Source organism: Butyrivibrio sp. LB2008, assembly GCF_000621565.1.
Taxonomy (GTDB): domain Bacteria; phylum Bacillota; class Clostridia; order Lachnospirales; family Lachnospiraceae; genus Butyrivibrio.
On sequence record NZ_KK211306.1, the window covers coordinates 214,516 to 241,459 of the forward strand.

Here is a 26,944-nt window from a genome sequence, read left to right on the forward strand (position 1 = left end):
TTTTCATCTTTTTTAAATGGGGAGGATCATCTCCTCCCCATCTCCAACAAACATTAACCTTCCGATTACTTGTAAAACTCGTCAAAATACTTCTGATAAATTGCAAGATATTCATCGATTCCGTATGCATTAACCTGATTAAGATAAGCCTCCCAATCAGCATCGCTGAGGCCATCCATTACAAACTTACTTCTGCTTGAATTTATATATGTAATAAGATCCTGCTGAATAGATGTAAGCTTTTCTGTATCCTCCGCTGTCATGAATACATTGGGATATACATACTCATTGTGCATATCATTGGTGTAATACTCCTTGATCCAGTCAAGACGATACTGAGCATCATCAGGACATGTAACATATTTGCCGTAATACTCATCAAGGATTGCAAGAGGTCCGCCTACACACTCTGCTTCACGTACTTCTACAGGAGAAGCATCGCCAAGTGCCGCATGCTTAAGCATCTTTTCACCCTGATCATTTGTTGACAACTCAAAGATATCAAACTCATCATCCTCTCCGTATGTTCCCCAGTTATTCTGAGGTGACTGGAACGGATCGTACATCTTATCGAGCCATGCGCATACAAGTGCAGGATTCTCGCACTTTGCAGTTACAACGCATCTTCCGCGATCAAATCCGGAAGTAAAAGAGCTGTTAAGAGGAGTAACATTTTTTGTGTCTGCCTGAAGCGCTGCAAGAGGAACAAAGTCCTGAAGATTATCAATATTTGCAACGTCCCATGTGAAGCAAACGCCATATCTGTGAGACTTACCCTTTGCTACATATGTAGACCAGTCCTGTGTAAAGCACTCAGGATCGATAAGTCCTTCTTCGTAAAGCTTGTGGAGCCACTGGAAGCCTGACTTAAATCCTTCCTGTGTTGCTGTGCAGATAACCTTCTTGTCATTTGTCACAGCAATATGCTGTCCGATATCGTTATCTCCGTATCCCTCTCCAAATCCGTTGATAAGAAGACTGGGATCCTGATCGTTCATTATGCATGACATAGGAATGATGTCACCTTCAATACCAAACTCAGCCTGAAGCTCTGAAGCGTGATCCTTAAATGCTTTCAAAACCTGCTCAAATTCATCAACTGTTGTAGGAGTTGAAAGTCCGAGGAAATCCAACCACTTCTTGTTGATATAAGTAAAGTTGTTTCCAACTGTCTGGATAGCAGTCTTATTGGAACCAAGCTGCTCTATCCATGGAAGTGCCCAGATATGTCCCTCCGAGTCGGTACACATCGTGCGGTACTCCGGATACTTATCGAACACGCCTTTTAGATTAGGCATGTTATTGTCGATATAATCTTCTAAAGAAATGATGACCCCCTGGTCAGCATATCTGATAAGATCTGAGTTTCCAAAACCTGCATTGAACACAAAATCAGTAAGAGCATTCTTGTTTGCCATATTCAGCTGGATTTTGTCCCCCCACTGATCGCTTGAAATGGCTGTCCAATCAACATGCACGTTTGTTTCTTCCTCAAGTCTCTTGAAGATTGTCCTATTGTTTGGTTCCGATTCCGTACCGGACGGATAACTTATCGTTCCGGTGATCGTAACCTTTTCCTGAAGCGGAAAGCTCAGATTATCTGTTGAAACAGATGCAATATCACTTCCCGAAGATGCTTTGCCGCATCCCATAAGTGCGCCTGCAGATACTGTCAAAGCAAGCGCTGCCGCCATAAACTTAGTTTTTTCCTTTCTCATTAGCCCTCTCCTTACTATTAATACTTTATGCCTTCACAAGGATGTTATGCTCTTTTTTACCCTCCAAAGTACATTTAAGCTATCCTTGAAAAAACCACTGCAATTCTTCTCATCCCTTTACAGATCCGATCATAATTCCGGAATCAAAGTATTTCTGGAAGAATGGATACATCACTATTAACGGAAGACTCGATACTATTATCGTTGCATATTTCAAAAGTTCGGCCAGCTGTGCCCTCTGTGCTGTACTCTGCATATCTGCTATCATTCCGGGATCGGGTTCGTTCTGTATGAGAATAGCCCTAAGCACCAGCTGAAGCGGTTGTTTTTCAGCCGAATTAAGATAGATCATTGCGTCAAAATAACTGTTCCACATTCCGACAAACTGCCAAAGCATCAAAACTGCAATAAGCGGCGTGCATACCGGAAGCAGGATTTTGAAGAAAAATACAAGTTCATTTGCTCCGTCAACATCGGCTGCCTCCCTAAGTTCGTTAGGAACTCCCTTATAATAGGTTCTTGCAATTATCATGTTCCATACACTGAAAGCATTAGGAAGTATTATCGCCCACATGCTGTCAAGAAGTCCCATGTTGCTTATAAGAAGGTATGTAGGGATAAGTCCGCCGCCAAAAAACATGGTTATGATGAAAATTGTGTTGAATATCTTTTTCCCTTTAAAATCATCTCTGGACATAGGATATGCACAAAGAAGAGTTATAAATACCGATATGACGCTGAATAAGACCGAGTAAAGAACTGCATTGCCAAATCCGATCCATATCTGGGAATTGGACATTACTCTCTCATATGCCGTAGTGGTCCACTTGCTGATATCAAAGACAATTCCCTTGTTCTGAAGTGTTATGGGATCCATAAATGAAGCTATGATAATGTACACTATCGGTCCGATTATCGCTGCTACAAACAATCCCAAAAGTATATATCCGATCAGAAGAAAGATTTTATCTCCCACGGAAGCTCTTGCAAATTCACTTTTCTTAACTGTAAGTGTTTTTTCCATCTTTCTTTCTCCTTATAATCCCTGACCGTCATTGAGCTTTTCAACAACCTTATTGACTGCTATCAAAAGTATTACGTTTATGATCGTATTGAAAAGACCTACCGCCGTTGAATAACTGTAATCGCCATTCAAAAGACCTTTCTTATAAACATAAGTTGCAATGATCTCCGATGAGGCGAGATTCATATCCGACTGAAGAGCATATGCTTTTTCAAATCCGATACTCATGATGTTTCCAGCCTGAAGTATAAACTGGATAACTACCATATCCTTTATAGCCGGCCATTCAACCGCTTTGATCTGCTGCCAGATATTCGCTCCGTCAATCTGCGCCGCCTCTTTTAACTCTGCACTTGCATTTGAAAGCGCCGCCGTGTACATGATGGATGCCCATCCTGCTCCCTGCCAGATACCGCTTATGATATAAATTGGTCTGAATGCTGCAGGGATGGTAAGGAAGTTTATGTTTGTTCCCAAGAACATGTTGAAAGGTCCTGTTACCGAAAGCAAAATCCTTACCATACCGCAAAGAACGATTACTGAAATGAAGTTAGGCATATACAGGACCAACTGAATCTTCTGCTTTATCTTGCTGCTGGTTATTCTGTTGAGAAGAAGCGCCAGGATGATAGGCATCGGGAATCCCCACAACAGTCCGTATACACTTAGTTTTAACGTATTCACCAGATACTGCATAAAGTCAGGTGAAGACAAAAACTGTTGAAAATATTTAAGTCCAACCCACTCACTTCCAAGTATTCCTTTAAACGGGTTGTACTTCTGAAACGCGATCAGGATTCCTCCCATAGGAATATATTTGAAAATAATGGTGAGTATAAGTGCAGGTCCTAAAAAGAATACATACAACTGCCAGTGCTGCCTGATATATACGAGTGTGTTATGCAGCGTATTATCCTTCGTTTTAGCATTCATATTAGTTCCTCCATTACTTTTACATTTGTAACATTCATTTTGTATATGTAAAAATTATCACATGTGAACTTATATGTCAACATATTAATTTTTACATTTGAACAATTTTGTTTTACATTTGACACTTCCCGCATTGCATCATATAATTTATTTGCATAGTGTGCAAATGTAAAATAATATGCACAATATTTTTTGACCAACGGAGAAAAAATATGTCAACAAAAGTTACTATTCAAGATATAGCCGATGCTCTGGGATTATCCAGAAATACGGTGTCCAAAGCAATAAACAATACAGGTGTACTGGCTGAATCCACAAGGCAGAAAGTTCTTGAAAAAGCGCTGGAAATGGGATACAAGCAGTTCTCATATGCCAATTCTGTTGCGGATATAAAAAATCCTTCTTTTACAAAGGCCAAAGTTTCGGGTGAAATAGCTCTTTTCACCGGAATTTTTCTTAATAATTCGCATTTTGCATCAACCATGCTCGACAAGTTTCAGCACGAGATTTCCGTTATCGGATACAGTCTCACCATACACAGAGTCGATGCAAACAACTTTACGGACTTAAGCCTTCCTCTTACATTCAGGCCCGAAAACACAAAAGCTATTGTTTGTATAGAAATGTTCGATCAGCAGTACTGCGAAATGCTCTGTAATCTCGGCCTTCCCGTTCTTATGATAGACGCCCCGGTCGCAAGTTACTGGCGCCCACTTAATGCCGACATTCTGCTGATGGATAATTTTTCCGATATATACCGCGTCGTAAACGACATGAGCAAAAAAGGTATAGCAAAAATAGGTTTTGTCGGACAGGTAACACACTGCCGCTCTTTCTATGAGCGTTTTATGGCTTTTAGAGAAGCCATGTACATCAACAATCTTACATTTGAAGATAAATACTGCCTTTCTGAGGTTCATCCTCACGGTCTTGAGTACAAGGACTACTTATTTAAAGCTCTTAAAAAAATGAAAGAACTACCTGAAATGTTCATTTGTGCAAATGACTTTGTTGCATTGGATCTTTTGTATGGACTTAATAAGATAGGCATAGAATGCCCCAAAGATATAAAGTTGTTTGGCTTTGATGATTCGCCGGAATCAAAGATAATGACTCCGTCATTATCCACAAGCCATATTCACAGTCAGATAATCGGATATTCCGCAGCAAATCTTGTTATTTCACGAATAGAACAGCCCAATCTGAACTATCGTACCACATACACCGAAACTGACCTTATTTACAGGGATTCAACAAGTTCGAAGAAATTTCCTCAATAAAAACCGCTCCGCCACCGATAGCTTCGGTAACAGAACGGTTCTTTTGATCAGTTGTTATCATAAATATCTTCCGTAAATGTAAGGCTTCCTCTGTAACCCGCATAGGTTCTGTTAAAAATAAGCCTTTCATTTATGGGAAATGCTCCGAGGATGAACTGAATCTCTTTTTCAAGCGCAATTTCTCTCTCGTTGCTACTTCCTACAAGAAGTGTTATCTCTTTTTCCTCCTCACGGATTGCCTTGTTGATTTCGTACTGATCCGTCAGGAAAAGAACTTTCGGAGGCTTTGCATATTCAAGGTCCCGAATTTCTTTTTCTATCCTGTCCTTGTCCTCCTGTCTGAAGATTGGCTCGGATACTATCACCAGAACAGGTGTGAAGCTGTAATCATTCGCAAGATATCTTGTGTATCCGACAGCACTGTTTGCATCTGCAACAACAGCAAATCTTTTCCAGCTCACAACACCGATTGACTGTCCCAGATAGCTGTAGACGTAGTCCTCTTCCGCCTCGATCACATCCTCTACAAGTTTTTCATCAAGATTAAGTGCTTTCTGCACTGCTCTGATAAAATTAGTGGTATCTGTCGCGCCGACAAAGAGTCCCGGAATCCTGATACTTGGAACGCCGAATTTCTCCTCATACTTCTTGGCTGGCCCGTTGAAGATCCACGGATTTACAATGATATTGAGCGCCGCACCGGAGCTCTTTTTAATATCTTCAATTCCCTGATGTTTGGTAAAAAAGGTATTGACCTTAAGTCCGAGCTTCGAAAGAATCCTATCGATCTCTTCAAGCGTGCCGCTCCAGAACGGATCGTGGTAGGGCACAATTCCAAATATATTCACAAGCTTATCGTCCTTTGGAACATCTTTTTCAATAACCTTGTCGATAAATGTGTTCCAGATCACCTCATATCCGAGGTTACTGTCGCCCGCAAATCCGGGCGTATCGATCGCATAGACTTCATGCCCTTCTTCCCTGAATTTACTTGTGACGCTCTCGATATCATCTCCGATAATACCTGCGGTACATCCGGTCAGGACAAAAAAAGCATCGGCATCCATTATGTCAATCGAGCCCTGTATTGTTGTTCTTAATTTATTAACTCCGCCGAATACTACTTCTTTTTCAAGCATATTGCTTGACGGGATTGACACTCCGCTTACAAAGCATGAGTGTTTATGTCCCGACTGTCCCTGATCTGCTGCCGTTGTCTGCATACAGCATCCTGGACCTGAATGTAATATCGGGCAGACTCTGTTTATCGCACCAAGAACGGCGTTGATTCCTGCAAGAACGCATCCGCCCTTAGGATTTTCCATAATATGTGACATTAATCTTCTCCCCCTAAAATATATTTGAACGCATTTTCTTTGTACCATGAATCCTTGTAAGGGAGTTTTACATGCTTTGCAAGTTTCCTGTTAAATCCCGGATTTTCAAGCTGATCCGCGATCTTGTTTCCAAGAAAAAGAAGTCCGTCATATCCCATCGTAGGTCTTTTTCCGTCAAGAACGTGTGTAGTCGGAATTCCAAGCTTTGCCGCCCATTCGGGAACTCCTATAAATGCATCGGGTTTAAGTTTGTTTAAAAGATTAACCTGCTCAAATGGCTGCATGTTGGCAATATCAACCACAAAATTCTTGTGAATATCGTTGAGGTACTCTATGTCAACCTGCGCATCAGCGTCATATGTCGGTGTTTCGAGTCCCACAAGTTCCATGCCAAAATCATCTATAAGAGCCGCTGCCGCAAAAGACCTTCCTGTTCCTCCGCATATGAATACTCTTTTTCCCTTAAGTCTTTCCCTAAGTTCCGCCACAAGCGGTTCAATTCTCTTATGTTCGGAAGCGATGATCTTCTCAACTTCCTCTTCCTTGCCGATAACCTTAGCGATGCCTCTGTACCACTTGTCGGTATTTCTTATTCCGATAGGCATTACTGTGTGTGAATAAGGTATCTCGTAGTCTTCCCAGAGAGTCTTCATAAACTCATCCGCAAATACTTTACAGATAGATGTCGAAGCCTCCGCTGCAGGGATTCTTTTTATCTTTTCAAGAGAGCTGTAAAAAGGAATATAGTTGACCTTTGCACCCAATAGATTTATCATACGCTCCATTTCTTTCTGATCGGCGAAACTGACTGTCGTAGGGGCAAAAAGATTTATGAGTCCTTTTTCTTTTTCAACTTTCTCTTTTTTCAAAATATATTTATTGATCGAAATAAATGCCGCATCAAACCCGGACGCACAAACTTTGGATTTGAAGCCTTCGCAGTGTATCGGAACCATTATAGTGTCAGGATAATCAGTCTGAAGATCCTGTGCTATCGCGTCAATATCATCTCCAATGATACCTGATGCGCAGGAAGCATATATAAACGCAAGCTTCGGATTGTATCTCTCGACCGCTTTCTGAACAGCCTCTCTAAGCTTCTGCTCACCGCCAAATACTACACTCTTCTGATCTATATTTGTAACAATAAGTCTGGGATTTTTGACAACCTTGATTCCTCTGTGAATCTGTCCGACGCGGTACATATCTACCGCCATGATCGCACATCCGACACATCCCTGCGGAGAATGTGAGATAAAGACAGAATCCTCCAAAGACATAAGCGCCGCCATACTGTTTATCTGCTGACACTGCAGTCCCTGTGCAAAGCTCCTGTCTGCCCTTTTAAGACATCCCTTTTTGTAGTTTTCCGCAACTTCTTTTCCGGTTGTACCAAGATCGTTTATTCTTCCCGGGATGCTCTCCCTGACTCCCGAATACTGTATGTTTGGCATTTCTTCACCTCTCCCGAAAGATGCCGACATTTTATAGAAAAACCGGAGGTATATCATAACACCTCCGGCTCTCCGGTCAGCATCGCATTTCTGTGATGCTCAAATCTTATCATAGTATGTCTTTCGTGAGAATTTGAGAAAACTTATCAGTGCCAATCAGCTGAGGTTATCACTTCGCTCAATATTCCCACGTTACAAACTTCTTCTTTATTAAGATCAATAGTTGCAACCTGCGCTAAACTACTCATATTCCGGCACCTCCTGTAAGCGTGATTTCTTCATCGTCGTTGCTAAACATCTTGCCGGTTTATACTCCGCTAGTTTTTTACCGATTCTTTTGCTTGAACCAAAACATTCTCCTTTCTTAGGCCCTCAAAGCTGCCGGTAATAATCTTTTTTATATACGACAAAAGCCAGAGGCCTTTATATACCTCTGGCTTTTCAGTCAGTAATTCATCTCTTTGTTGGACATAATATACAACAAAGAAATCCTGCTGGCTATTCAGTTATTTTTATCTCAAGCTATAACAATTTATTATCATAATGGCAGTTTATAACGTAAACTTAAATTCGTTATTTCCTTTTTCGATGAAATTTCCCTCCAGAGTAGCCAGTCTGCAAATTGAAATTTTAGCCTCATTATCATGCATCCAACCTGACTGAGTTGAAAGATAACTGTATACTTCATTGGCTCCCTGATTCTTTGCTACGTTGACTAAATCTGCTCTTTTCTTCACTCTTAGTCACTTTTCCCTAAAAACTTATGCTTCATCAAAGGCAGATTTATTTGATGCGTTGACTAAATCAGCTCTTTTCCTCGCTCTTAGTCACTTTTCCCTAAAAACTTATGCTCCATCAAAGGCAGATTTCTTTGATGCGTTGACTAAATCTGCTCTTTTCCTCGCTCTTAGTCACTTTTCCCTAAAAACTTGTGCTCCATCAAAGGCAGATTTCCGTGAACTTCGCCTCCTCACATGGCGGAGCGCTTTTAGGCGTGAATAGGGCCTTTCGAAGAAATTTTCTATTTAAAAAAGCATTTCGCTCGCGAAATGCTAGCGCGCGAGCGGTATTGCGAAGCAATAAATTTCTCGTCCGCGAGCTGCGCATCCATAGCGGAGCGCTTTTTGTTTTATAGGAAATCCGGAGGAATTTCCTATAAAACAAAAAGCGACGCAAAAGATGAATTCATCTAATGCGCCGCCTATAAATTTTCAATAATGGCAGTTTGTTCCGTAAATTAGAAAGTTCTGCTCTCGCACCGTAGGTGCTCGCCAGAACAAAGTAGTACACTAGGCTCGAAAATACCTCGCTAGGTGATTACTTTTTATGCATTTACGATTTTTCCGAAGTCAGCCTTAAGGCTTGCTCCGCCGATAAGTCCGCCGTCAATGTTGGGCTTTGAAAGAAGCTCTGCAGCATTTCCTGCATTCATAGATCCGCCGTACTGAATACGAACCTCATCAGCTGTTGCCTGATCGTAAAGCTTAGCAATAAGCTCACGGATAAGCTTACATACTTCCTCAGCCTGATCTGCTGTAGCTGTCTCGCCTGTTCCGATTGCCCAGATAGGCTCGTAAGCGATAACGAGCTTCTTAACCTGATCAGCTGTTACGCCGTCAAGATCCCATGTGATCTGTCTCTCGATCCACTCTTTGTAAGTATCAGCCTTACGAAGTGCAAGAGACTCACCGCAGCAAAGGATAGGTGTAAGACCTGAAGCAAATGCTTTCTTTACTTTCTGGTTGATAAGGATATCGTTCTCTCCGAAGATATCTCTTCTCTCTGAATGTCCGATGATGATGTACTCTACACCGGCATCCTTGAGCATAGGAGCTGAAATCTCTCCTGTGAATGCTCCGCTGTCTACAATGTAGAAGTTCTCTGCACCTACGTGTACGTTTGTGCCCTTAACAGCGTTAACTACGGGTACAATATCGATTGCAGGTACGCAGTAAACTACGTCTACATCATCATTCTTTACAAGATCCTTGAGCTCTTCACAAAGAGCTACTGCCTCACTGGGAGTCTTGTTCATCTTCCAGTTTCCGGCGATTATTCTTCTACGTGCCATGTTTTCCACCTCTATATTTTTGTAATATTTACTTCTTGATTTTCACAAGGAAGTTACACTTCGCTTTGCTCAGTGTAACACGTTCGAACCAGATTCGATAATACCTCATCAGGTTCTCACAGCCGAACTACCGACTCGAAAAAACCTCGTCTTGCGGAAGTTCGACTCTCGCGCTTCGCGCTCGATCGAACAAAGTAGTACACTAAGCTCGAAAAGACCTCGCTAAGTGATTACTTTTTATCATCAGCTGCTACAACTCCGGGAAGTGCTTTACCCTCGAGGAACTCAAGAGATGCACCGCCACCTGTTGAGATGTGGCTCATCTTGTCAGCAAATCCAAGCTGGTTAACAGCTGCTGCACTATCACCACCACCGATGATTGTTGTAGCTGTTGTCTCTGCAAGAGCCTTAGCTACAGCCTTTGTTCCTTCAGCAAGAACAGGGTTCTCGAATACACCCATAGGTCCGTTCCAAACAACTGTCTTAGCTGACTTAACAGCCTCAGCGAAGAGATCACGTGTCTTAAGACCGATATCAAGACCTTCCTTGTCAGCAGGAATCTGATTTGAAGGAACGATCTCTGTCTCGATGCTGGGGTTGTCGATAGGATCAGGGAATCCTGCTGAAACTACAGTATCGATGGGAAGAAGAAGCTGCTTGCCGTTAGCCTTAGCCTTTTCAAGCATTTCCTTACAATAATCAAGCTTTGTGTCGTCTACAAGAGACTTACCAACCTCATAGCCCTGAGCCTTGAGGAATGTGAATGCCATACCACCACCGATGATAAGTGTATCGCACTTCTCGATGAGGTTATTGATAACATTGAGCTTATCTGCAACCTTAGCACCACCAAGGATAGCTACGAAAGGTCTTACAGGATTCTCAACTGCATTTCCGAGGAAATCGATTTCCTTCTGCATGAGGTATCCAACTGCGTTGTTTCCGCCCTTCTCTGTGATGAACTTTGTAACACCTGCTACAGAAGCGTGTGCTCTGTGAGCTGATCCGAAAGCATCGCATACATAGTCATCAGCAAGCTCTGCGAGCTCTTTTGCAAAAGCATCGCCTGCTTCTTCGGGCTTTGTCTCTTCCTTGCCTCTGAAACGAGTATTCTGAAGAAGAACAACATCTCCCTCATTCATAGCTGCTACTGCTGCTGTTGCATCAGCGCCTGTTACGTTATAATCAGAAATGAACTTAACCTCTTTGCCGAGCTTCTCAGAAAGTCTCTTTGCAACAGGTGCAAGTGACTCACCCTCGTTAGGGCCGTTCTTTACTTTACCAAGGTGTGAGCAAAGAATAACCTTGCCGCCATCCTTTATAAGCTTGTTGATTGTAGGAAGAGCTGCTACTACTCTTGTCTCATCTGTAATCTCTCCGTTCTTGAGAGGAACGTTGAAGTCGCAACGAACAAGTACGCGTCTTCCCTTTACGTTGATATCGTCTACTGATTTCTTATTAAGACTCATTTTTGTTCTCCTTTGTAATAAAAATTGATGATAAAGAGTCGCTTGCGACTCTTTCGCGCACGAGCGGATTGCGTAAGCAATAATTTCATTTCCGCGAGTTGCGCATCCATAGCGGAGCTTTATTTATATCATAGGAAAGCAATTTCCTATGATATAAATAAAGGGCCTGGTCCTAACGGACCGGACCCTTATAGTTAAACTGTGTTCATACGGAAGTTCGACTCTCGTATAAGGAGGTTCTACATTCGCTTCGCTCAGTAGAACTAAGTTCGAACTGCCGACTCGAAACTACCTCGTCAGGTTCTCACTTATCGCTAGGTGATTACTTAACGAATTTCTCGAAGTACTTGATTGTACGAACCATCTGTGATGTGTATGAGTTCTCGTTGTCATACCATGAAACAACCTGAACTTCATAGAGGTCATCACCGATCTTGTTAACCATTGTCTGTGTTGCATCGAAGAGTGAACCATATGTCATTCCAACGATATCTGATGATACGATCTCATCCTCGTTGTATCCGAATGTCTCAGGATCAGAAGCCTTCTTCATAGCCTCGTTGATAGCTTCCTTAGTTACCTCTGTGCTTGACTTAACAACTGCGAAAAGAAGAGTTGTTGAACCTGTAGGAACAGGAACTCTCTGAGCAGCTCCGATGAGCTTTCCGTTAAGTTCAGGGATAACAAGGCCGATAGCCTTTGCAGCACCTGTTGAGTTAGGAACGATGTTAACAGCGCCTGCACGTGCTCTTCTAAGGTCACCCTTTCTCTGAGGTCCGTCAAGGATCATCTGATCACCTGTGTAAGCATGGATTGTTGCCATGATACCTGACTGGATAGGTGCGAAATCGTTAAGAGCCTTAGCCATAGGTGCAAGGCAGTTTGTTGTACATGATGCAGCTGAGATGATGTTATCCTCTGCTGTAAGTGTCTCGTGGTTAACATTGTATACGATAGTAGGAAGATCATTTCCTGCAGGAGCAGAAATAACTACCTTCTTAGCACCGGCATCGATATGAGCCTGTGCCTTAGCCTTTGATGTGTAGAAACCTGTACACTCAAGAACAACGTCTACACCAATCTTGCCCCAAGGAAGGTTCTTAGCATCTGCCTCTTTGTAGATTGTGATCTCCTTGCCATTAACTGTGATTGAATTCTCGCTGTAAGAAACCTTGTCAGCATACTTGTACTTGCCCTGTGATGAATCATACTTAAGAAGATGAGCAAGCATCTTAGGATCTGTAAGATCGTTGATTGCTACGATCTCTGTTCCTTCATGCTCAAACATCTGTCTGAAAGCAAGACGTCCGATACGACCAAAACCATTGATTGCTACTTTAACTGCCATTTTAAGTTCCTCCTAAAATGAATATAATATTTAATTGCTGCTTAATATCACACTAATTGATAATTTTTTATCAGCAACTCTAATTCTAATAAAAAATGTAGCATAAATCAAGTAAGAATATTATGATATAGATGTCAAAAAATCAAAAATGCGTACATGCTTGCATGTTAAGCTTTTTGACCTTTTGACTCTAACAAACATGAGGAATTAGCGATTTGCTTTGCAAATCAGCGGTTTCACGGAGAATATTATGATCTTACCGGCAGATTATCATTTACACACACACAACTCAGGCGACAGCGAAGCTCCCATGGAGGACATGATAAAAAGTGCCATTTCCAGAGGTCTCAAAGAAATCTGTTTTACAGAGCACATGGACATGGATTTCCCAATTACGTCAGACACTCCAAAAGACTGCTTTACTCTAAACACCGCCGCATACAAAGAAGAACTTCTCAAATATAAAGAACTATATAAAGATGAGATAACCATAAAGTTCGGAGTTGAAGTAGGTATGCAAACACACATTGCTTCAAAAAACTCCGAATATATCAATTCAGAGTCTTTTGACTTCGTCATAGCATCAATCCATCTTATCGACGGTCAGGATCCCTACTACCCTGTTTTCTGGGAAGGTCGCGAAAGCAGTGACACTTTCAAACATTACTTTGAGATCACTCTCGATAACATAATGCATTTCGACGATTACTGTGTTCTTGGGCACCTTGATTACCTGGCACGCTACGTTCCCAAAGAATACAAACCTTATTTTTGGCAGGATTATTCAGATATTATAGATGCTATTTTGATCCACTTGATAAAAAAAGATAAGGGACTTGATTTCAATACCAGCGCACTTTTTAAAAGCGGTGCTTCCACAAACCCTCATCCCGATATCTTAAAAAGATACAAAGAACTGGGAGGCAAAATAATCACATTCGGTTCCGATGCCCATACCCCAAAAGCACTGGCCGGCGCATTTGAAAAAGCAAAAACCATCGCACAAATATGCGGTTTTGATGAGTATTGCACTTTCGAAAAATGTTCCCCTATTTTCCACAAGCTTTGATCGGTGTTTTGCAAGTTTATCATATAGCTTTATAAGATAAACGAAATATAGTAAAATGTTGTTGAGATTTTGAAAACGACATCGCAATATATCAATCCTTATATGCGATGTGTGTTGTAGCAACCGCGCGGAGGCAATATGAGGGAAGAATTTTATACAAGAGGGAAGAGAACCAACTTATACAACTCTATATTCATGTATAAGTCTGTTTCTCTTTGTGTTTTATGCATTACTGCTGCTATTTTGACATTTAACTGCAGGTCAGACCTCATAAAATTTGACTTTTCACACAATAAAACTTCGCAAAGGCTCTTGCTATCTGTCTTAATCTTTGTTTTAATTGTATTTATTTCAGTTGTTATTGATTTCTATATACTAAAAAAGACTACAAATATAGGCTTTAAACTAAATAGACTTGCCTACCTCGATAAACTCACGGGGCTTCCGAACAGATTCAGTTGCGATCTTTTGTTCGAGAGTTTCAACGGTACAGACAGACTACCCGGGGTCGGCTTTATTGTTATGAGAATAAATAATCTTCCGGCAGTAAATCAGAGCACAGGTCACGACAACGGAAATAACCTCATCTACGAATTCTGCTACATTCTCGAAGATGTCGGTGAAAAGTACGGATACGTCGGAAGAAACGGCGGAAATGAATTTATCATTATGATTGAAAACTGTTCGGACACCGACTGTGACTTGTTCCTTTCAGACCTCACAAAGAGAATCCGCGGCTACAATGAAATGGCTGTTGGAACTCCTCTTGAGATCTCATATGCCGGTGTACTCAATTCCGAGGAAAAGAAAAAAACAATGTCCGAACTTATATCTTTGGCCTATAAGAAATTAAAGGATATACCACAGATACTCTCATGAAAAATATGATCAATAAAGATTATTTCAAAAAAAGAATAGCTGTTTCAATCTGTCTTTTATCCTGCTTAGCTTTATCACTTACCGGATGCAGCTCCAAACAGGGTGTTACACTCCTTGATAAAGCCGGGCACAAAAAAAATGCTCAGATTGACGAAACCACAAAGGGAAGCCGTGACAACACACCGCTTTGCCTGGTTCCCACTGCCCCCGGAACCGATGCGTTTGAAAATGAATATGCCCACATTGACTTTTCGAATAAATCTGAGGGCTATGTTTTTGTGACCTATAAAGGAACCTGTCCCAAGGTCAAATTGCAGATCACAGGTCCCGACGAAGTCACATATACATATGACATCTCGAACTCTTCAAAAACGGGTGAAGTATTCCCTCTTCAGGCCGGAAACGGAGAATACATGATCAATCTTTACGAAAATATAGAAGAGACCAAATATTCAATGGTATTCTCACTTCCGCTCGAAGTCACTCTTTCTAACGGATACAAACCTTTTTTATACCCAAATCAGTTCATCAACTTTGCTCCCGACTCTCTCGCTGTCAGGAAAGGTGCGGCACTTGCTTATCCATGTGATTCCGACATTGAAGTCGTTGCGGAAGTTTACAATTTCATGATACAGAATATTACTTACGACTATGAAGAAGCTGAAACCGTACAAAGTGGTTATCTGCCCGATCTTGATGAGATTCTCATCACACAAAAAGGTATTTGTCTCGACTACGCTTCACTTATGGCCGCAATGCTTCGAAGTCAGAATATACCGACCAAGATGGAAGTCGGATATGCAGGAACCGCTTATCACGCATGGCTCAGTACCTACATAAAAGACGTCGGCTGGGTAAACGGAATGATCGAATTTGACGGAAAAGACTGGTCACTTCTCGATCCAACTTTTGCATCCAACACGGAAGAAAAGAAACTCGAAAGCTTCATCGGAGACGGTTCCAATTATTCCGTAAAATATGTATATTAATTTTTTCGGAGGCACCATGAAAAAAACAGATAAACAAAAAAGTCTAAGCAGCTATGAGATATCAAGCTTTTGCAGACAGATGGCTCTTCTTATGAAAGCCGGCATCGCGCCTGCAGACGGAATCGATATTCTAAACGAAGATTCCAAGGACGGTTCGGCCAAGAAGATCTTGGGAACCATCAGCCAGACCCTCAGAAGCGGTGAAAAATTCCACATAGCTCTCGCGATGAGCAAAGTTTTTCCCGATTATGTGGTACATATGGTCACTATCGGTGAAACTTCCGGAAATATGGACGTAGTTATGGACTCTCTTGCCGACTACTATGAAAGAGAAGATTCCATTCAGGAAAGCGTAAAAAATGCAATCAGCTACCCTCTCATCATGATATTTATGATGATGGTCATCGTAGCAGTCCTCGTTGCCAAAGTCCTCCCAATATTTGAACAGGTTTTTGCACAGCTCGGAACAGGCATGAGCGGTTTCTCACAGTCCCTTTTGAACCTCGGAAACCTTCTGAACAAATACTCATTTGCCCTTGTTATCGTACTTGTGATAGTTGCGATCATCTTTTTGTACTTTGCACTTACAAGCAGCGGAAAAAAGAACTTTAAAAAGTTCATGATAAAATTCCCGCCCACAAGAAGGCTCATGCAGGAGCTTGAAAGCGAACGTTTCGCAAGCGGAATGGTCCTTACTCTTTCAAGCGGTATCGATACTTTTGAAGGTCTTTTGCTTGTAAAAAAACTTGTCGAAAGCAAGGAAATGAAAGATAAGATTGAAGAATGCCGTAATTTCCTGATTGACGGAGACAGCTTCCCGGAAGCTCTCGAAAAATCCTCAATCTTCTCATCTTTTTACTCACAAATGGTATCTGTAGGCTTTAAGTCAGGTTCTATGGACAAAGCCATGAAACAGGTCGCAGAAAGATATGAACGTGACACGGGAAGAAGAATTTACACTCTCATCTCCGTTTTGGAGCCCACACTCGTTATTATTCTTTCAGTTATAGTAGGAATGATTCTTATGTCGGTAATTCTGCCTCTTATGGGAATTATGACAAATATTGGATGATACGGATATGACAAACAGATTTGAAGCCAAAAGCGGCATTTTTTCACAAATTTCGGATACCGTTTACAGGTGGGCATCAATCGTCATCCTGATCGCGATATGTGTACTTTTTTACATTGCGATAGATGCTTCCGGCAGGAATACGATTGAAAAGCAGCAAACCTCACTTGAAAACGCCATAAACAGGGATATTGTACAATGCTATTCCATTGAAGGCCGATATCCTCCGAGCCTTACATATATCGAAGAACACTACGGGCTTGTATACGACTCATCCACATTCTTTGTGGACTACCGCCCCGTTGCAGGAAATATGTTCCCGGATGTAACGGTTATCAAAATACGATAGAGGAATTTTTATGGATCTTGAAGGAGCAAGAAGTCACATCATAGATATGGTCTTTGTTATCTGCCTGATGTTTCTTTTTATCTTTTCCGCACTCACCGTGATCACGATAGGCGCGGATATTTATCAAAAAAATGTCGTGGCTGTTGACGAAAATTATTACAAACGAACAGCCTGCGCATATATAACGGAAAAAATCAGACAATCCGACGTAAACGGCGGAATCTTTGTAAAAAAGATATTCGATCAGGATGCGCTGGTTCTTCAAAGCGAAGAAAACGGCATTCTCTATGACACCTACATTTACGATTATGACGGAAATCTCATGGAACTTTTTGCCATGGACGAACTGAAAGATCTTTACCCAAAGTCCGGGCAAAAGATACTTGAACTGACCAAATTTGATGTTAAATATGTAGGTCCCACAACTCTCTCCGTTGACGTAATCTTAAAAGACGGAACGGAAGAATCATTTCTGGTAACAACAAAAAGCGTCAGTGAGGAATAAATGATGCCTGAAAACAACTCGAGAACAAGTCTGTTCCTTATGGAACTTATAATAGCTGTTTTTTTCTTTTCGCTTGCCGCTGCGGTCTCGATAAGACTTTTTGTCGGAGCGCACAAGCTCACTGAGAAATCAACAGCACTCAGCAATGCAACAATCTGGTCACAAAACATGTCAGAAGCTTTTTACAGTTGTAAAGGTGATGTTTCAAAGATTGCGGAACTGTATCCCACAGCTTACACCACTCCCGATTCTGTCATCTTATTTTTTGACAAAGAATGGAACATAGTACAGGATGCACATTCGGAAGCTTCCTATGAGTTACTTCTGATCACGGATAAAGCCGCTGCAACATCAGTATACTCAGATGTTAACGATTACGGTTTCGATTATTCAGGAACGGCCATGAGAGGGAATATAGCAGTTTTTGACATCCGCGACATCAAGGATGTTATCTCAACCATCCCCGCTAACAGCGAACACATTATTATAAATTATTCGGTTGATACGCTTATCAGCCAAAAGGAGTCCAAGTGAAAAAGAAAGGCAAACATGGTATAAATATCGGAACAGCATCGATTCTTCTTGTTTTTTCCGTTTTATGTCTGATATCATTTGCAACGCTTACTCTTGTCAACGCCAAAGCGGATTACACACTAAGCAAAAATCTTTCTGACAGACAACTTGCTTACTACAGAGCCTGTCACAAAGGAAATGCATTTGTAGCCGCTGTAAATTCAGGCTATGACAAAGGAAAAACAGGTGCTATAATGAAGGAAAGCATACCAATTACCGATAAACAATCACTTGATATTGCGATAATTGCCAATAGTGCAAAAAAAACCTTCAATTCAAACAATACTTGTAGTATAATTCAGTGGCAGGTCGTTAATCACGACAACACAGAGTATGACTATACTCTGCCGGTATTGAAATAATTGAACAAGGTAACTTTAGCTTGTTATAAACCGAAATTTTATCAAATTTTTATTTTTTAAATAACGTTTTAACTCGCTTTATCGTAATCATGTGTTACAATATATTATGTACCGAATTACTTAATTTCGAAAAAAATTGCTTAAATTTTTTTAGCAACTAAAAATACTTTTTGGAGGTTCAATATGGGAAAAAGAATACTCATTACTGATGATGCCGCTTTCATGCGTATGATGCTTAAGGATATCCTTTCTAAGAATGGATATGAAATTGCGGGTGAAGCTGAGAACGGCAAAGTCGCAATCGAGAAATATAATGAGTTGAAACCCGACCTTGTTACTCTGGATATCACAATGCCTGAGCTTGATGGAATTGGTGCACTTAAGGGAATTAAGGCTGCAGATCCTAACGCTGTATGTATCATGTGTTCCGCAATGGGTCAGCAGGCGATGGTTATCGAATCAATTCAGGCGGGTGCAAAAGACTTTATCGTTAAGCCTTTCCAGGCTGATCGTGTTCTTGAAGCTGTTAAAAAAGCTATCGGATAATATTTATATAATGCCAAAACGTATAACCAAGGCTGTCACTCATGAATGTGGCAGCCTTTCTTAACGCCCGGTCACAAAGGAATACGTTCGGAAATTCGCTGTGTACGTCTGCGGCGTGAATTCCATAAATTCTAAAACAGATAAATGCCTCATTTCATGTTATTCAGAACAATCGGCATTTATCTGTTTTAGAATTTTGGGAATTCATCGTCCTCGTACGAATACAGCGAATTTCCGAACGTATTCCTTTGTGGCCGGGCTGTTTATTGAAACCAGCAAAATACTACATTTTGCTGGCTTCCTAGAAAGAGGCTGTAAATTCACTGAATATGCACTTCATCAGATGTCCCAATACTTGCAAGGATATCACTTCTCATATCGTAGATATCACCTGATATTAGTACTATAAATAACCAAAACAACAATGTTGCCACAATAAATAGTATATTATGTATGCCTATACTTTCTCCGGGCACTATTACTGAAAATAATGCTAACATACTGATGACTCCTCTCTCATTCGGTGTTTCAGTTCTGCAAGTATTCTCCCCTCATCTTTATGAGCATCTCATGATAATCTTTAATGTCCTTTGCAAGATATTCTTTAAGAATACTGTTATTGGTTTCCCTTAGTTTCTCATCCCACTTTGAATCGATTTTGGAAAATAGACCGGTGTCTGTAGCCTGTTCGCGTCTCGCCAAAACAACATAATTTTCATCTGTAGCAATCATGCCCCAATCCTCACCATCACTCTCACAAGCTTTAAGTGCTGCTTCCGGACTGTCATAAACAATTTTTCCGAAATTTTCCGGCTTCGGTAACTTTTTTTCCAAAAGAACACAGTCTCCCGCAGCTGCAATGCTGAACCATTTTTCGGTGCCACTCGCCTGTTCACCGGATATTTCAGCATTTGCCCAAATCATTTTTACATAATCACTGTTTATATAACCATCGCCATTATCCAATTTAATCTTGTACCAGCCATCAACTTCTTCAATTATTTCGTATGGATCGTCTTGCATAATATATCCAATAGCTTCATAGTCCGCGCCCGGTCCTTTGCGAACACTAAGAACAGTTTCATTAGGTGCATCAAACATAGCGATTTGCTGTAGTCCCTTTGTTTCCTGCTCCTTTACAGGTTCTGAACCTTTATTTGTAGCAAAGCACACTCCCACTACAGCGCACACTATAATGGATGCAATTGTGATCCAGAAAGCCGGTTTCTTATAATTTGCAATATTTTTTATCCTATTCTTCACGTCTGTTTCTCCAAATGCCACAGGGCATGCGGCTATCATCTTTCTCGGCATACTGTTTTCCAGCAGTATCCTGCAATATTCAGCCTTCTCGCCCTTTTCAATATTCTTAGTAACTTTTTCATCGCAGGCATACTCTATATCCTTACAAAGAAGTATATAAGCTATCCAGCACAAAGGATTGAACCAGTATACCGATAGAATCGCAAATCCCAGCGGTTTCCACATATGGTCATATCTGCTCAGATGCGCAAATTCATGTTTTAATATGTATGCCTTTGCTTTTTCCGATAAACCTGAAGGAATATAAACTTTGGGAGATATGCTTCCCAGGATAAAAGAGTCGGAAATATCATCGCACTCATATACTTTATTGGATATCTTTACTGAAGCACTGACTTTTTTCTTTAACAACATATATGTCGTTAAAAAATACGAAAGCATCATGATCACACCTGCAAGCCACACAAATCCCGCAAAATTGATGCATATCTGAAGCGGATTCATACTTGCTTCCGGATTCGGTGCAAAACTTTGACCGATCACCGGGTTCAAATAATTGTCAACGCTGCTTATCCCTGAGCTTATCTGCGGATTATTTTCCATTGCAATATTTACAGGAATCGGCTCTCTTGTAGGAATAAGGCTTAATGCGCTTTCAATCTGTATCGGCACGATCAGCCTGAATGCCACAATTATCCATAACATGCATGTGATCCATTTAGGCATCTTTTTTCCAAGTGCTCTTACCATAATGATTGCAATGATAAGAGCACTTACGGTGATAGCATTATTTAACACGAACAAAAATATCTGTTCCATAAGCTATTCCCCCTTTATCGCATCAATCATCTTCTGTATCTCTTCGACATCCTTGGCCGAAAGCTTCTTGCGTGAAGTAAATGCAGCGATAAATGCAGGAAGTGAACCCTTAAAAGTATTCTCAATTATCTTTTCGCTCTGTGCCGCGCCAAACTCCTCTTTAGTAAGAACAGATGATACAACACCGTTTTCATTTTTAAATATCCCACGCTCACACAAACGCTTCAACATTGTGTAAGTGGTAGACTTTTTCCACTCCAGTTTTTGCTCGCATACTTTTACAAGCTCCCCTGAAGGGATAGGCTCATTTTGCCATATAATATCTGCAAACTGTCCTTCCACAGCGCCTAATCTCAGTTCTTCCATTGTTACCTCCGTAACTTAAAAAAATTTAATCCCAATCGAATTTATTGTAATTTACAGTATTTCTATATTCAACTGTCATTACCTTATCATTCTCAACAGTAAAAGCAATCTTGTAATCGCCAAAGTCATATGTACTTTCTTCGACGGTATGATCTACAGCTTTTTCTTCATTTGTGCCTTCTTCAAAAACATATTCGGTATACGAATATGGCTTTGTTTCAGTTGGTGTTCCATAAGCAGCTGCGAGTTCATCTTTTGTACTTCCGACTTGAATTTTTCGTGAAGTAGTAATGCCCGGTTTACGTGTGCCGATAGTGATTACTGATTTAGTTCCTGAATCATTTCGCGTGATCACGACGACATCATCATCTTTTCCATATGAGTAAAATGACTGCTCACTCTTTATATTTGAATTTGAAGCATTATATCCTCCCAAAGCTTTATCTACTGCTTCAAAACTATCCATTACCGATACAGAATTTCCGTTATATGTAAACTCAGCATCCTTAACATCTCCCGAAGCCGCTTCAGATGATCCGGAATCTGTATTGACGTCATCTGTATCTGAAGAAGCTGCATCTTCTACTTCCCCGTTTTCTGCCAAAGCATCATTATCACTACTTATACTATCCAAAATACTTGCGCCTGCTTCAGATGCATTTGATGAAACTGCGCCACACCCAACAAGTGTGGAAATCATAAGTGTTGCCAAAAGAATTGCTGTCGTTTTATTTTTCATTTCGGTCTTCTCCTATTATCTTTTAACCAATCATGTTATGACCACTGGAACTTATTGTAATTTACATTGTTTCTATATTCGATTGAAACTACCTTGTCATTATCAACATAAAAACTGATAGTATAATCACCCAGATCGTAGATGAAAGATTCACCAAAAAGCTGGATATATTCTTCTTCAGTCAGCTCTCTTCCTGTTGTTCCATCATATGCGGTAGGGTGCTTACCGTTCGGAGTGCCGTATGCATCTATAAGTTCATCTTTGGAACTTCCGACTGCGATGCCACGTGAAGTAGTCATAACCGGCTCGCGTGTGCTGATTGTAACAGGAAATTCAGTTCCTGAATCATTTCGCAAGATCATGCCGATTTCTTGATTTTTACCATATGAGTAAAGTGACTGCTCACTCTTTTTAATTGAATATGAAGGATCATGTCCTCCCAAAGCTTTATCTATTGCTTCAAAACTATCCATTATAGATACAGAATTTCCGTTATACGTAAACTCAGCATCCTTAGGGTTACTTGTATTTGTATTTTCTGCGTCGGCAGATACAGGTACAACCTCTGCTACAGCATTTTCATTTACTTCTTTCTCAGGCTCGATTACTCCATCTGAAGCTATAATATTATTCTCAAGTTCAGCCTTCTGCAACTTCTGCTCATTACTTTCAACCTTCACATCTCTGCCGGTTGCAAAACACACTCCTACTGCAACGCACACCATAATAGATGCGGTTGTGATCCAAAAAGCAGGTCTCTTATAATTTACAACATTCTTAATTCTTTTTTTCACGTCTGTTCCTCCAAATGTCACCGGACAAGCTGAAATCATAGTTCTTGGCATACTGTTTTCCAATAGTATTCTGCAATATTCAGCTTTCTCACCCTTTTCAATGTTTTTAGTTACTTTTTCATCGCATGCATATTCTATATCCTCACAAAGAAGAATATAGGCTATCCAGCATAGCGGGTTAAACCAATATACCGATAAGATCAAGAAGCCAAGCGGTTTCCATACATAATCTCGCCTGCTCAGATGTGCAAATTCATGTTTTAATATGTACTTTCTTGCTTCATCAGACAGCGTTGAAGGTATATAAACTTTCGGCGATATTGTCCCAAGAATAAATGAATCTGAAATATCATCACACTCATAAACCATTGAATCAATCTTCACCGAAGTACTGACTCTTTTCCTTATCAATATGTATGTTATAAGAGCGTAAGTCAGCATTACTGCCATTCCTGTAAGCCACCCGATCGCACCTATATGGAAAAAAATCTGCAACGGATTGATACTTACCGACTTATCCGGTGCAAAATTCTGCCTGATCATTGGATTAACAAAACTGTCCAAGCCGTTTATACCGGAACTTATCTGCGGATTTGCTTCCAAAACAATGTTTGCCGGAATCGGTTTTCCCGAAGGTATCAAACTAAGCACACATTCAAACTGTATGGGAACAACCAGTTTTACCGCAACTATCATCCATAGCAAGCATGAAATCCATTTAGGCATCTTCTTCCCAAATGCTCTGACCACGACGACTGCAACGATCAACGCACTTACGGTAATTGCATTATTCAAAACACCTATGAATAATTGCTCCATCCATTACCTCCTTTCCTTCCTTTTCTTTAGTCTACTGATTGTAAACCTTTAACTGTAGTCTACTATCATTAGACCGTGCTGTCAATATACTTCTGCGCATCGGTCGCATCCATAGCGGAGCGTTTTTTGTTTGAGGAATTTCCTCAAACAAAAAAGGATATGAAAAGCTCAAGCCTTTCATATCCCAATAATTTATTTTTTCGTGATAAGCTCCGGAAGCTCTTTACAGCACTCAGAAATCGCTTTCAAAAATCTATCACCGTACTTCTTAAATTTATTCTCTCCGACACCGGAAATTTCCAGCATTTCTTCCTTTGTTGTCGGAACTTTGGCTGACATGTCTATCAAAGTTTTATCATTAAAGACAATGTATGGAGGCATGTTTTCCTCACGAGCAATTTCAAGCCTAAGCTCCCTGAGTCTTTCAAACAATTTATATCCTGAGGATGTAAGCGAGCTCTTTTCGGCTGCTTTTTTGATTACTTTGGGCGCTTTTTCAGGACGCTTATCCTCATCCGTTATCTTCACCATTACTGAAGCTCCCGGATTCTTCAGCCTGCTGATGTCACCCATCTTCAGAACCTGATAGTCACCCACAACAAGGTATTTATCATAAACAAGCTGATCGACAACACGCATCAACATGCTTCTTTTTACCGAATTAAGTACTCCGTACGACCTATAATTCACAGCACCTACTTCTTTTAGCCTTGCTGTCTTGGCTCCGAGCAAAGTATCTATGATAATTCCCCTGCCGTATCTTCCTTTAGCTTCATAAACACAGTTGATTATCTTCTTTGCCGCATCAGTCATATCAACCGTTTCAAATTCTCTGCGGCAATTGCCGCAATCCTCGCATGGTTTGTCAGGTTTCTCACCAAAATATTTCAAGATATGATTACGAAGACACTCTGTTGTATAGCAATATCTTTCCATAGCCTGAAGTCTTTGATTATCACGCTCTTTAATAATATCAAGGTCTGCCGGGTCAATATCTGCCGCTTCTTTGTGTTCTAAGAGAAATCTGTTTATAACAATATCCTGCGGTGAAAACAAAAGAATACACTTTGAACCGAGTCCGTCTCTTCCTGCTCGTCCCGCCTCCTGGTAATAATTCTCCATACTCTGAGGCATATTGTAATGAATGACAAATCTGACATTCGACTTATCAATACCCATACCAAAAGCATTGGTAGCCACAACTATGCTTTTGTAATCAAAAACGAAATCATCCTGCATCTGCTTTCTTTCGGAAGCGCTCATTCCTGCGTGATATTTTGCCGCCGAGATTCCTTTTTCTGTCAACATCTCATACAGACTGTCTACATTCTTTCTGGTAGCACAATAGATTATTCCGCTTTCATTCGGATGTCCGGCAATAAAATCCAGAATATACTGTTCTTTATTCTTTGGTTTATCAACTTGAAAAAACAGATTCTCCCTGTCAAATCCGCCGATTAAAACAAAAGGCTTATCAAGACCAAGCGTGCAAACAATATCTTCCCTTACATTCTCAGTCGCTGTAGCGGTAAATGCGCTAATGACAGGTCTCTTATCCAATAATTTCACGAACTCGACAATCTTCATATAGCTCGGCCTGAAATCCTGTCCCCACTGAGATATGCAATGAGCCTCATCAACTGTGATCATTGATATATTTATAGACTTTGCAAGTTCAATAAATCCTTCCGTCATAAGCCGCTCAGGAGCAACATATAAGATTTTATATTCACCATTCCCGGTCTTTTTTACCGTTTCAAAAAAATCCTTCTCAGAAAGAGAGCTATTGATATACGCCGCCGCAACTCCCGCTTCATTCAGAGAATTAACCTGATCCTGCATCAAGGAAATAAGCGGAGAAATCACCAATGTTATGCCTTCAAGCATCATTGCCGGAATCTGATAACACAAAGACTTTCCCGCACCCGTAGGCATAACGCCAAAGACATCTCTTCCGTCTAAGATCGCATCAACTATATCTTTCTGCCCCGACCTGAAAGAATCGTATCCAAACAGGACTTTTAGTACTTCTTCGGGGTTTTTATATAATTCATTTTTATTTAATGCATCACTCATAAATTTACCATGCCAACTTTTATTATCATAATATTTCTTTTTTCTGATAAAATTTCTATCAAATAAAAAGCCGGACAGAAGCTTGTCTATCCGGCGAAAACACCTTAATAATTAAACTAATCTAAAATGCCATACTTCTTATAAAGTTTCATTCTCTCTTTACCTGTAGCGTTCAGTGCCTCATCAAACTCTTTACTACCAGGAATCAAAACCTTAAGAAGTTTCGCAAGCATATCAGCACCTTCCGTACGTGCTTCTTCACATGCTTCTCTACGGCCTTCCTCGCGGCCAATTTCTCTTTCCGCATCTACCAATTCCTGCCATGCCTTACTAACCATCACTTGCCCTCCTTTCGCATTATCCGTAGAAATCCTTGTACCGGCAAACATATTTATCATTTCAACAGTTTTCACCTTTAATTCATCACTTCCTGCCTCTATTATATCATGCATCTTCTCTCTGTCATCCGAAACATGTATGAGCTCCATAACCTTGCCAAGCTCCGATGAAAACTTATTAAAATCCTCTATCTCATCCGGCGTTATCAGATTAAGTCTATAATCATCAACATACTTAGCAATCCTCGGATCAATATCACCAAACATATCAAAAAGTGACCGAGGCGCATCCCACTTCTTTTTATCAAAACAAATGCAAAGTGTTATAACCGGAATTATGCGATCATATTTCGAAAAACCGGATAGTTTCTCATCTCCTGATAAGTCCCTTCTATCTTCATGTTGCTTTCTGATATTCTCAACCTGCGAAGCATAATTAAGAGCATCATATAGATAATCCCTTACAGGCATAGCATAATGAATATTGGTCTGTCCTTCTATTCCCAAAAGAACCATCGTTGCATATTTACTGCGCTTGATATTACAAAGTTTCAACACATCCCTCATCTTCTGGCTGGTAAATACTTTGTTCATCTTATCTATTACCGCTAATTCCGTAGCATCCTGCTCTTTTAACTCTTCCGGTTTAATTACCTCTTCCCCGTCAAAAAAATAGTAATTAAATGCATCGGCAAAAACATCATCCTGTGCAAGATATTGCTTAGTTAATATATCCTTTTTCCCCATAACTT

The 26,944-nt window shown here is 40.6% G+C and carries 26 protein-coding genes; 10 read left to right on the forward strand and 16 right to left on the reverse strand.

The window, feature by feature from the left end; all coding sequences use genetic code 11:
* Positions 1 to 65 precede the first annotated feature (65 nt).
* From T356_RS0113525 to T356_RS0113535, 3 genes are all read right to left on the reverse strand, one after another.
* Positions 66 to 1,718 carry an ABC transporter substrate-binding protein gene (locus tag T356_RS0113525; protein ID WP_026514942.1) on the reverse strand — a complete coding sequence of 551 codons (1,653 nt, stop codon included), beginning with the start codon at positions 1,716 to 1,718 and terminating at the stop codon, positions 66 to 68.
* A gap of 109 nt (positions 1,719 to 1,827) precedes the next feature.
* Positions 1,828 to 2,742 (reverse strand): carbohydrate ABC transporter permease, encoded by a 915-nt coding sequence (locus tag T356_RS0113530; protein WP_026514943.1) that lies wholly within the window; start codon positions 2,740 to 2,742, stop codon positions 1,828 to 1,830.
* A gap of 12 nt (positions 2,743 to 2,754) precedes the next feature.
* Complete coding sequence (locus T356_RS0113535; RefSeq protein ID WP_026514944.1) at positions 2,755 to 3,675, reverse strand: ABC transporter permease; 921 nt, start codon at positions 3,673 to 3,675, stop codon at positions 2,755 to 2,757.
* Positions 3,676 to 3,887: 212 nt separating this feature from the next.
* Between T356_RS0113535 and T356_RS0113540 the strand changes: the two genes are divergently transcribed.
* Positions 3,888 to 4,955: a LacI family DNA-binding transcriptional regulator gene (locus tag T356_RS0113540; protein WP_026514945.1), complete on the forward strand. Its 1,068-nt coding sequence runs from the start codon at positions 3,888 to 3,890 to the stop codon at positions 4,953 to 4,955.
* Between the two features lie 47 nt (positions 4,956 to 5,002).
* On the opposite strand, the gene T356_RS0113545 is transcribed toward T356_RS0113540, so the two are convergent.
* The 6 genes from T356_RS0113545 to gap form a co-directional block, all read right to left on the reverse strand.
* Positions 5,003 to 6,292 carry a nitrogenase component 1 gene (locus T356_RS0113545; RefSeq protein ID WP_026514946.1) on the reverse strand — a complete coding sequence of 430 codons (1,290 nt, stop codon included), beginning with the start codon at positions 6,290 to 6,292 and terminating at the stop codon, positions 5,003 to 5,005.
* Positions 6,292 to 7,746: a nitrogenase component 1 gene (locus tag T356_RS0113550; RefSeq protein WP_026514947.1), complete on the reverse strand. Its 1,455-nt coding sequence runs from the start codon at positions 7,744 to 7,746 to the stop codon at positions 6,292 to 6,294. Before T356_RS0113550 ends, T356_RS0113545 begins: the two co-directional genes overlap by 1 nt.
* Positions 7,747 to 8,297: 551 nt before the next feature.
* Positions 8,298 to 8,483, reverse strand: a complete 186-nt coding sequence (locus T356_RS0113560; RefSeq protein WP_026514948.1) for a hypothetical protein — start codon at positions 8,481 to 8,483, stop codon at positions 8,298 to 8,300.
* A 587-nt stretch (positions 8,484 to 9,070) separates the two neighbouring features.
* Positions 9,071 to 9,817 (reverse strand): triose-phosphate isomerase, encoded by a 747-nt coding sequence (gene tpiA / locus T356_RS0113565; protein ID WP_026514949.1) that lies wholly within the window; start codon positions 9,815 to 9,817, stop codon positions 9,071 to 9,073.
* 230 nt (positions 9,818 to 10,047) lie between these two features.
* Positions 10,048 to 11,286, reverse strand: coding sequence for a phosphoglycerate kinase (locus T356_RS0113570; protein ID WP_026514950.1), 1,239 nt, complete (start codon positions 11,284 to 11,286; stop codon positions 10,048 to 10,050).
* Positions 11,287 to 11,608: 322 nt separating this feature from the next.
* On the reverse strand, positions 11,609 to 12,634 hold the full coding sequence (gene gap, locus T356_RS0113575; RefSeq protein WP_026514951.1) for a type I glyceraldehyde-3-phosphate dehydrogenase: 1,026 nt from the start codon (positions 12,632 to 12,634) through the stop codon (positions 11,609 to 11,611).
* 250 nt (positions 12,635 to 12,884) lie between these two features.
* On the opposite strand from gap, the gene T356_RS0113580 reads away from it, so the two are divergent.
* The 9 genes from T356_RS0113580 (at position 12,885) to T356_RS0113620 (ending at position 18,978) form a co-directional block, all read left to right on the forward strand.
* A complete protein-coding gene (locus T356_RS0113580) occupies positions 12,885 to 13,703 on the forward strand; it encodes a histidinol-phosphatase HisJ family protein (protein ID WP_026514952.1) in 819 nt (272 codons plus the stop codon).
* A gap of 138 nt (positions 13,704 to 13,841) precedes the next feature.
* Positions 13,842 to 14,582 carry a GGDEF domain-containing protein gene (locus T356_RS0113585; protein ID WP_026514953.1) on the forward strand — a complete coding sequence of 247 codons (741 nt, stop codon included), beginning with the start codon at positions 13,842 to 13,844 and terminating at the stop codon, positions 14,580 to 14,582.
* Positions 14,579 to 15,571, forward strand: coding sequence for a transglutaminase-like domain-containing protein (locus T356_RS0113590; RefSeq protein ID WP_026514954.1), 993 nt, complete (start codon positions 14,579 to 14,581; stop codon positions 15,569 to 15,571). Before T356_RS0113585 ends, T356_RS0113590 begins: the two co-directional genes overlap by 4 nt.
* 16 nt (positions 15,572 to 15,587) lie before the next feature.
* Positions 15,588 to 16,643: a type II secretion system F family protein gene (locus T356_RS0113595; RefSeq protein ID WP_026514955.1), complete on the forward strand. Its 1,056-nt coding sequence runs from the start codon at positions 15,588 to 15,590 to the stop codon at positions 16,641 to 16,643.
* A gap of 7 nt (positions 16,644 to 16,650) precedes the next feature.
* Positions 16,651 to 16,992, forward strand: a complete 342-nt coding sequence (locus tag T356_RS0113600; RefSeq protein ID WP_026514956.1) for a hypothetical protein — start codon at positions 16,651 to 16,653, stop codon at positions 16,990 to 16,992.
* 10 nt (positions 16,993 to 17,002) lie between these two features.
* The gene (locus T356_RS0113605) at positions 17,003 to 17,497 is read left to right on the forward strand and encodes a DUF4860 domain-containing protein (RefSeq protein WP_026514957.1); all 495 of its coding nucleotides are present in this window, start codon (positions 17,003 to 17,005) and stop codon (positions 17,495 to 17,497) included.
* Complete coding sequence (locus T356_RS0113610) at positions 17,498 to 18,031, forward strand: hypothetical protein (RefSeq protein WP_026514958.1); 534 nt, start codon at positions 17,498 to 17,500, stop codon at positions 18,029 to 18,031.
* A complete protein-coding gene (locus T356_RS19510) occupies positions 18,028 to 18,432 on the forward strand; it encodes a hypothetical protein (RefSeq protein ID WP_035781163.1) in 405 nt (134 codons plus the stop codon). The genes T356_RS0113610 and T356_RS19510 overlap by 4 nt, the downstream gene beginning before the upstream one ends.
* Positions 18,433 to 18,615: 183 nt before the next feature.
* Positions 18,616 to 18,978, forward strand: a complete 363-nt coding sequence (locus T356_RS0113620) for a response regulator (RefSeq protein ID WP_022764589.1) — start codon at positions 18,616 to 18,618, stop codon at positions 18,976 to 18,978.
* 320 nt (positions 18,979 to 19,298) lie between these two features.
* On the opposite strand, the gene T356_RS0113625 is transcribed toward T356_RS0113620, so the two are convergent.
* The 7 genes from T356_RS0113625 to T356_RS19525 form a co-directional block, all read right to left on the reverse strand.
* Positions 19,299 to 19,478, reverse strand: coding sequence for a hypothetical protein (locus T356_RS0113625; RefSeq protein WP_026514959.1), 180 nt, complete (start codon positions 19,476 to 19,478; stop codon positions 19,299 to 19,301).
* Positions 19,479 to 19,506: 28 nt separating this feature from the next.
* Positions 19,507 to 21,060, reverse strand: a complete 1,554-nt coding sequence (locus tag T356_RS20525) for a M56 family metallopeptidase (protein WP_051563445.1) — start codon at positions 21,058 to 21,060, stop codon at positions 19,507 to 19,509.
* A 3-nt stretch (positions 21,061 to 21,063) separates the two neighbouring features.
* Positions 21,064 to 21,426: a BlaI/MecI/CopY family transcriptional regulator gene (locus T356_RS0113635; RefSeq protein WP_026514960.1), complete on the reverse strand. Its 363-nt coding sequence runs from the start codon at positions 21,424 to 21,426 to the stop codon at positions 21,064 to 21,066.
* Between the two features lie 25 nt (positions 21,427 to 21,451).
* Positions 21,452 to 22,165 carry a hypothetical protein gene (locus T356_RS0113640; protein WP_026514961.1) on the reverse strand — a complete coding sequence of 238 codons (714 nt, stop codon included), beginning with the start codon at positions 22,163 to 22,165 and terminating at the stop codon, positions 21,452 to 21,454.
* A gap of 35 nt (positions 22,166 to 22,200) precedes the next feature.
* Positions 22,201 to 23,778: a M56 family metallopeptidase gene (locus T356_RS20530; protein WP_051563446.1), complete on the reverse strand. Its 1,578-nt coding sequence runs from the start codon at positions 23,776 to 23,778 to the stop codon at positions 22,201 to 22,203.
* A gap of 192 nt (positions 23,779 to 23,970) precedes the next feature.
* A complete protein-coding gene (recQ, locus tag T356_RS0113650; protein WP_035781165.1) occupies positions 23,971 to 25,854 on the reverse strand; it encodes a DNA helicase RecQ in 1,884 nt (627 codons plus the stop codon).
* A gap of 116 nt (positions 25,855 to 25,970) precedes the next feature.
* Positions 25,971 to 26,939 carry a hypothetical protein gene (locus tag T356_RS19525; protein WP_051563447.1) on the reverse strand — a complete coding sequence of 323 codons (969 nt, stop codon included), beginning with the start codon at positions 26,937 to 26,939 and terminating at the stop codon, positions 25,971 to 25,973.
* Positions 26,940 to 26,944: the final 5 nt, after the last annotated feature.

Bases quoted from the DNA above. Each gene is read 5' to 3' on its own strand.
- T356_RS0113585 (WP_026514953.1), top strand. From the start codon at position 13,842: ATGAGGGAAGAATTTTATACAAGAGGGAAGAGAACCAACTTATACAAC.
- T356_RS20530 (WP_051563446.1), bottom strand. From the start codon at position 23,778: ATGGAGCAATTATTCATAGGTGTTTTGAATAATGCAATTACCGTAAGT.
- T356_RS0113525 (WP_026514942.1), bottom strand. From the start codon at position 1,718: ATGAGAAAGGAAAAAACTAAGTTTATGGCGGCAGCGCTTGCTTTGACA.
- tpiA (WP_026514949.1), bottom strand. From the start codon at position 9,817: ATGGCACGTAGAAGAATAATCGCCGGAAACTGGAAGATGAACAAGACT.
- T356_RS0113640 (WP_026514961.1), bottom strand. From the start codon at position 22,165: ATGAAAAATAAAACGACAGCAATTCTTTTGGCAACACTTATGATTTCC.
- T356_RS0113605 (WP_026514957.1), top strand. From the start codon at position 17,003: ATGGATCTTGAAGGAGCAAGAAGTCACATCATAGATATGGTCTTTGTT.
- gap (WP_026514951.1), bottom strand. From the start codon at position 12,634: ATGGCAGTTAAAGTAGCAATCAATGGTTTTGGTCGTATCGGACGTCTT.
- T356_RS0113635 (WP_026514960.1), bottom strand. From the start codon at position 21,426: ATGGAAGAACTGAGATTAGGCGCTGTGGAAGGACAGTTTGCAGATATT.
- T356_RS0113540 (WP_026514945.1), top strand. From the start codon at position 3,888: ATGTCAACAAAAGTTACTATTCAAGATATAGCCGATGCTCTGGGATTA.
- T356_RS0113610 (WP_026514958.1), top strand. From the start codon at position 17,498: ATGATGCCTGAAAACAACTCGAGAACAAGTCTGTTCCTTATGGAACTT.
- recQ (WP_035781165.1), bottom strand. From the start codon at position 25,854: ATGAGTGATGCATTAAATAAAAATGAATTATATAAAAACCCCGAAGAA.
- T356_RS0113620 (WP_022764589.1), top strand. From the start codon at position 18,616: ATGGGAAAAAGAATACTCATTACTGATGATGCCGCTTTCATGCGTATG.
- T356_RS0113545 (WP_026514946.1), bottom strand. From the start codon at position 6,292: ATGTCACATATTATGGAAAATCCTAAGGGCGGATGCGTTCTTGCAGGA.
- T356_RS0113600 (WP_026514956.1), top strand. From the start codon at position 16,651: ATGACAAACAGATTTGAAGCCAAAAGCGGCATTTTTTCACAAATTTCG.
- T356_RS0113590 (WP_026514954.1), top strand. From the start codon at position 14,579: ATGAAAAATATGATCAATAAAGATTATTTCAAAAAAAGAATAGCTGTT.
- T356_RS0113530 (WP_026514943.1), bottom strand. From the start codon at position 2,742: ATGGAAAAAACACTTACAGTTAAGAAAAGTGAATTTGCAAGAGCTTCC.
- T356_RS0113580 (WP_026514952.1), top strand. From the start codon at position 12,885: ATGATCTTACCGGCAGATTATCATTTACACACACACAACTCAGGCGAC.
- T356_RS0113550 (WP_026514947.1), bottom strand. From the start codon at position 7,746: ATGCCAAACATACAGTATTCGGGAGTCAGGGAGAGCATCCCGGGAAGA.
- T356_RS0113595 (WP_026514955.1), top strand. From the start codon at position 15,588: ATGAAAAAAACAGATAAACAAAAAAGTCTAAGCAGCTATGAGATATCA.
- T356_RS20525 (WP_051563445.1), bottom strand. From the start codon at position 21,060: ATGGAACAGATATTTTTGTTCGTGTTAAATAATGCTATCACCGTAAGT.
- T356_RS0113625 (WP_026514959.1), bottom strand. From the start codon at position 19,478: ATGTTAGCATTATTTTCAGTAATAGTGCCCGGAGAAAGTATAGGCATA.
- T356_RS19525 (WP_051563447.1), bottom strand. From the start codon at position 26,939: ATGGGGAAAAAGGATATATTAACTAAGCAATATCTTGCACAGGATGAT.
- T356_RS0113535 (WP_026514944.1), bottom strand. From the start codon at position 3,675: ATGAATGCTAAAACGAAGGATAATACGCTGCATAACACACTCGTATAT.
- T356_RS0113570 (WP_026514950.1), bottom strand. From the start codon at position 11,286: ATGAGTCTTAATAAGAAATCAGTAGACGATATCAACGTAAAGGGAAGA.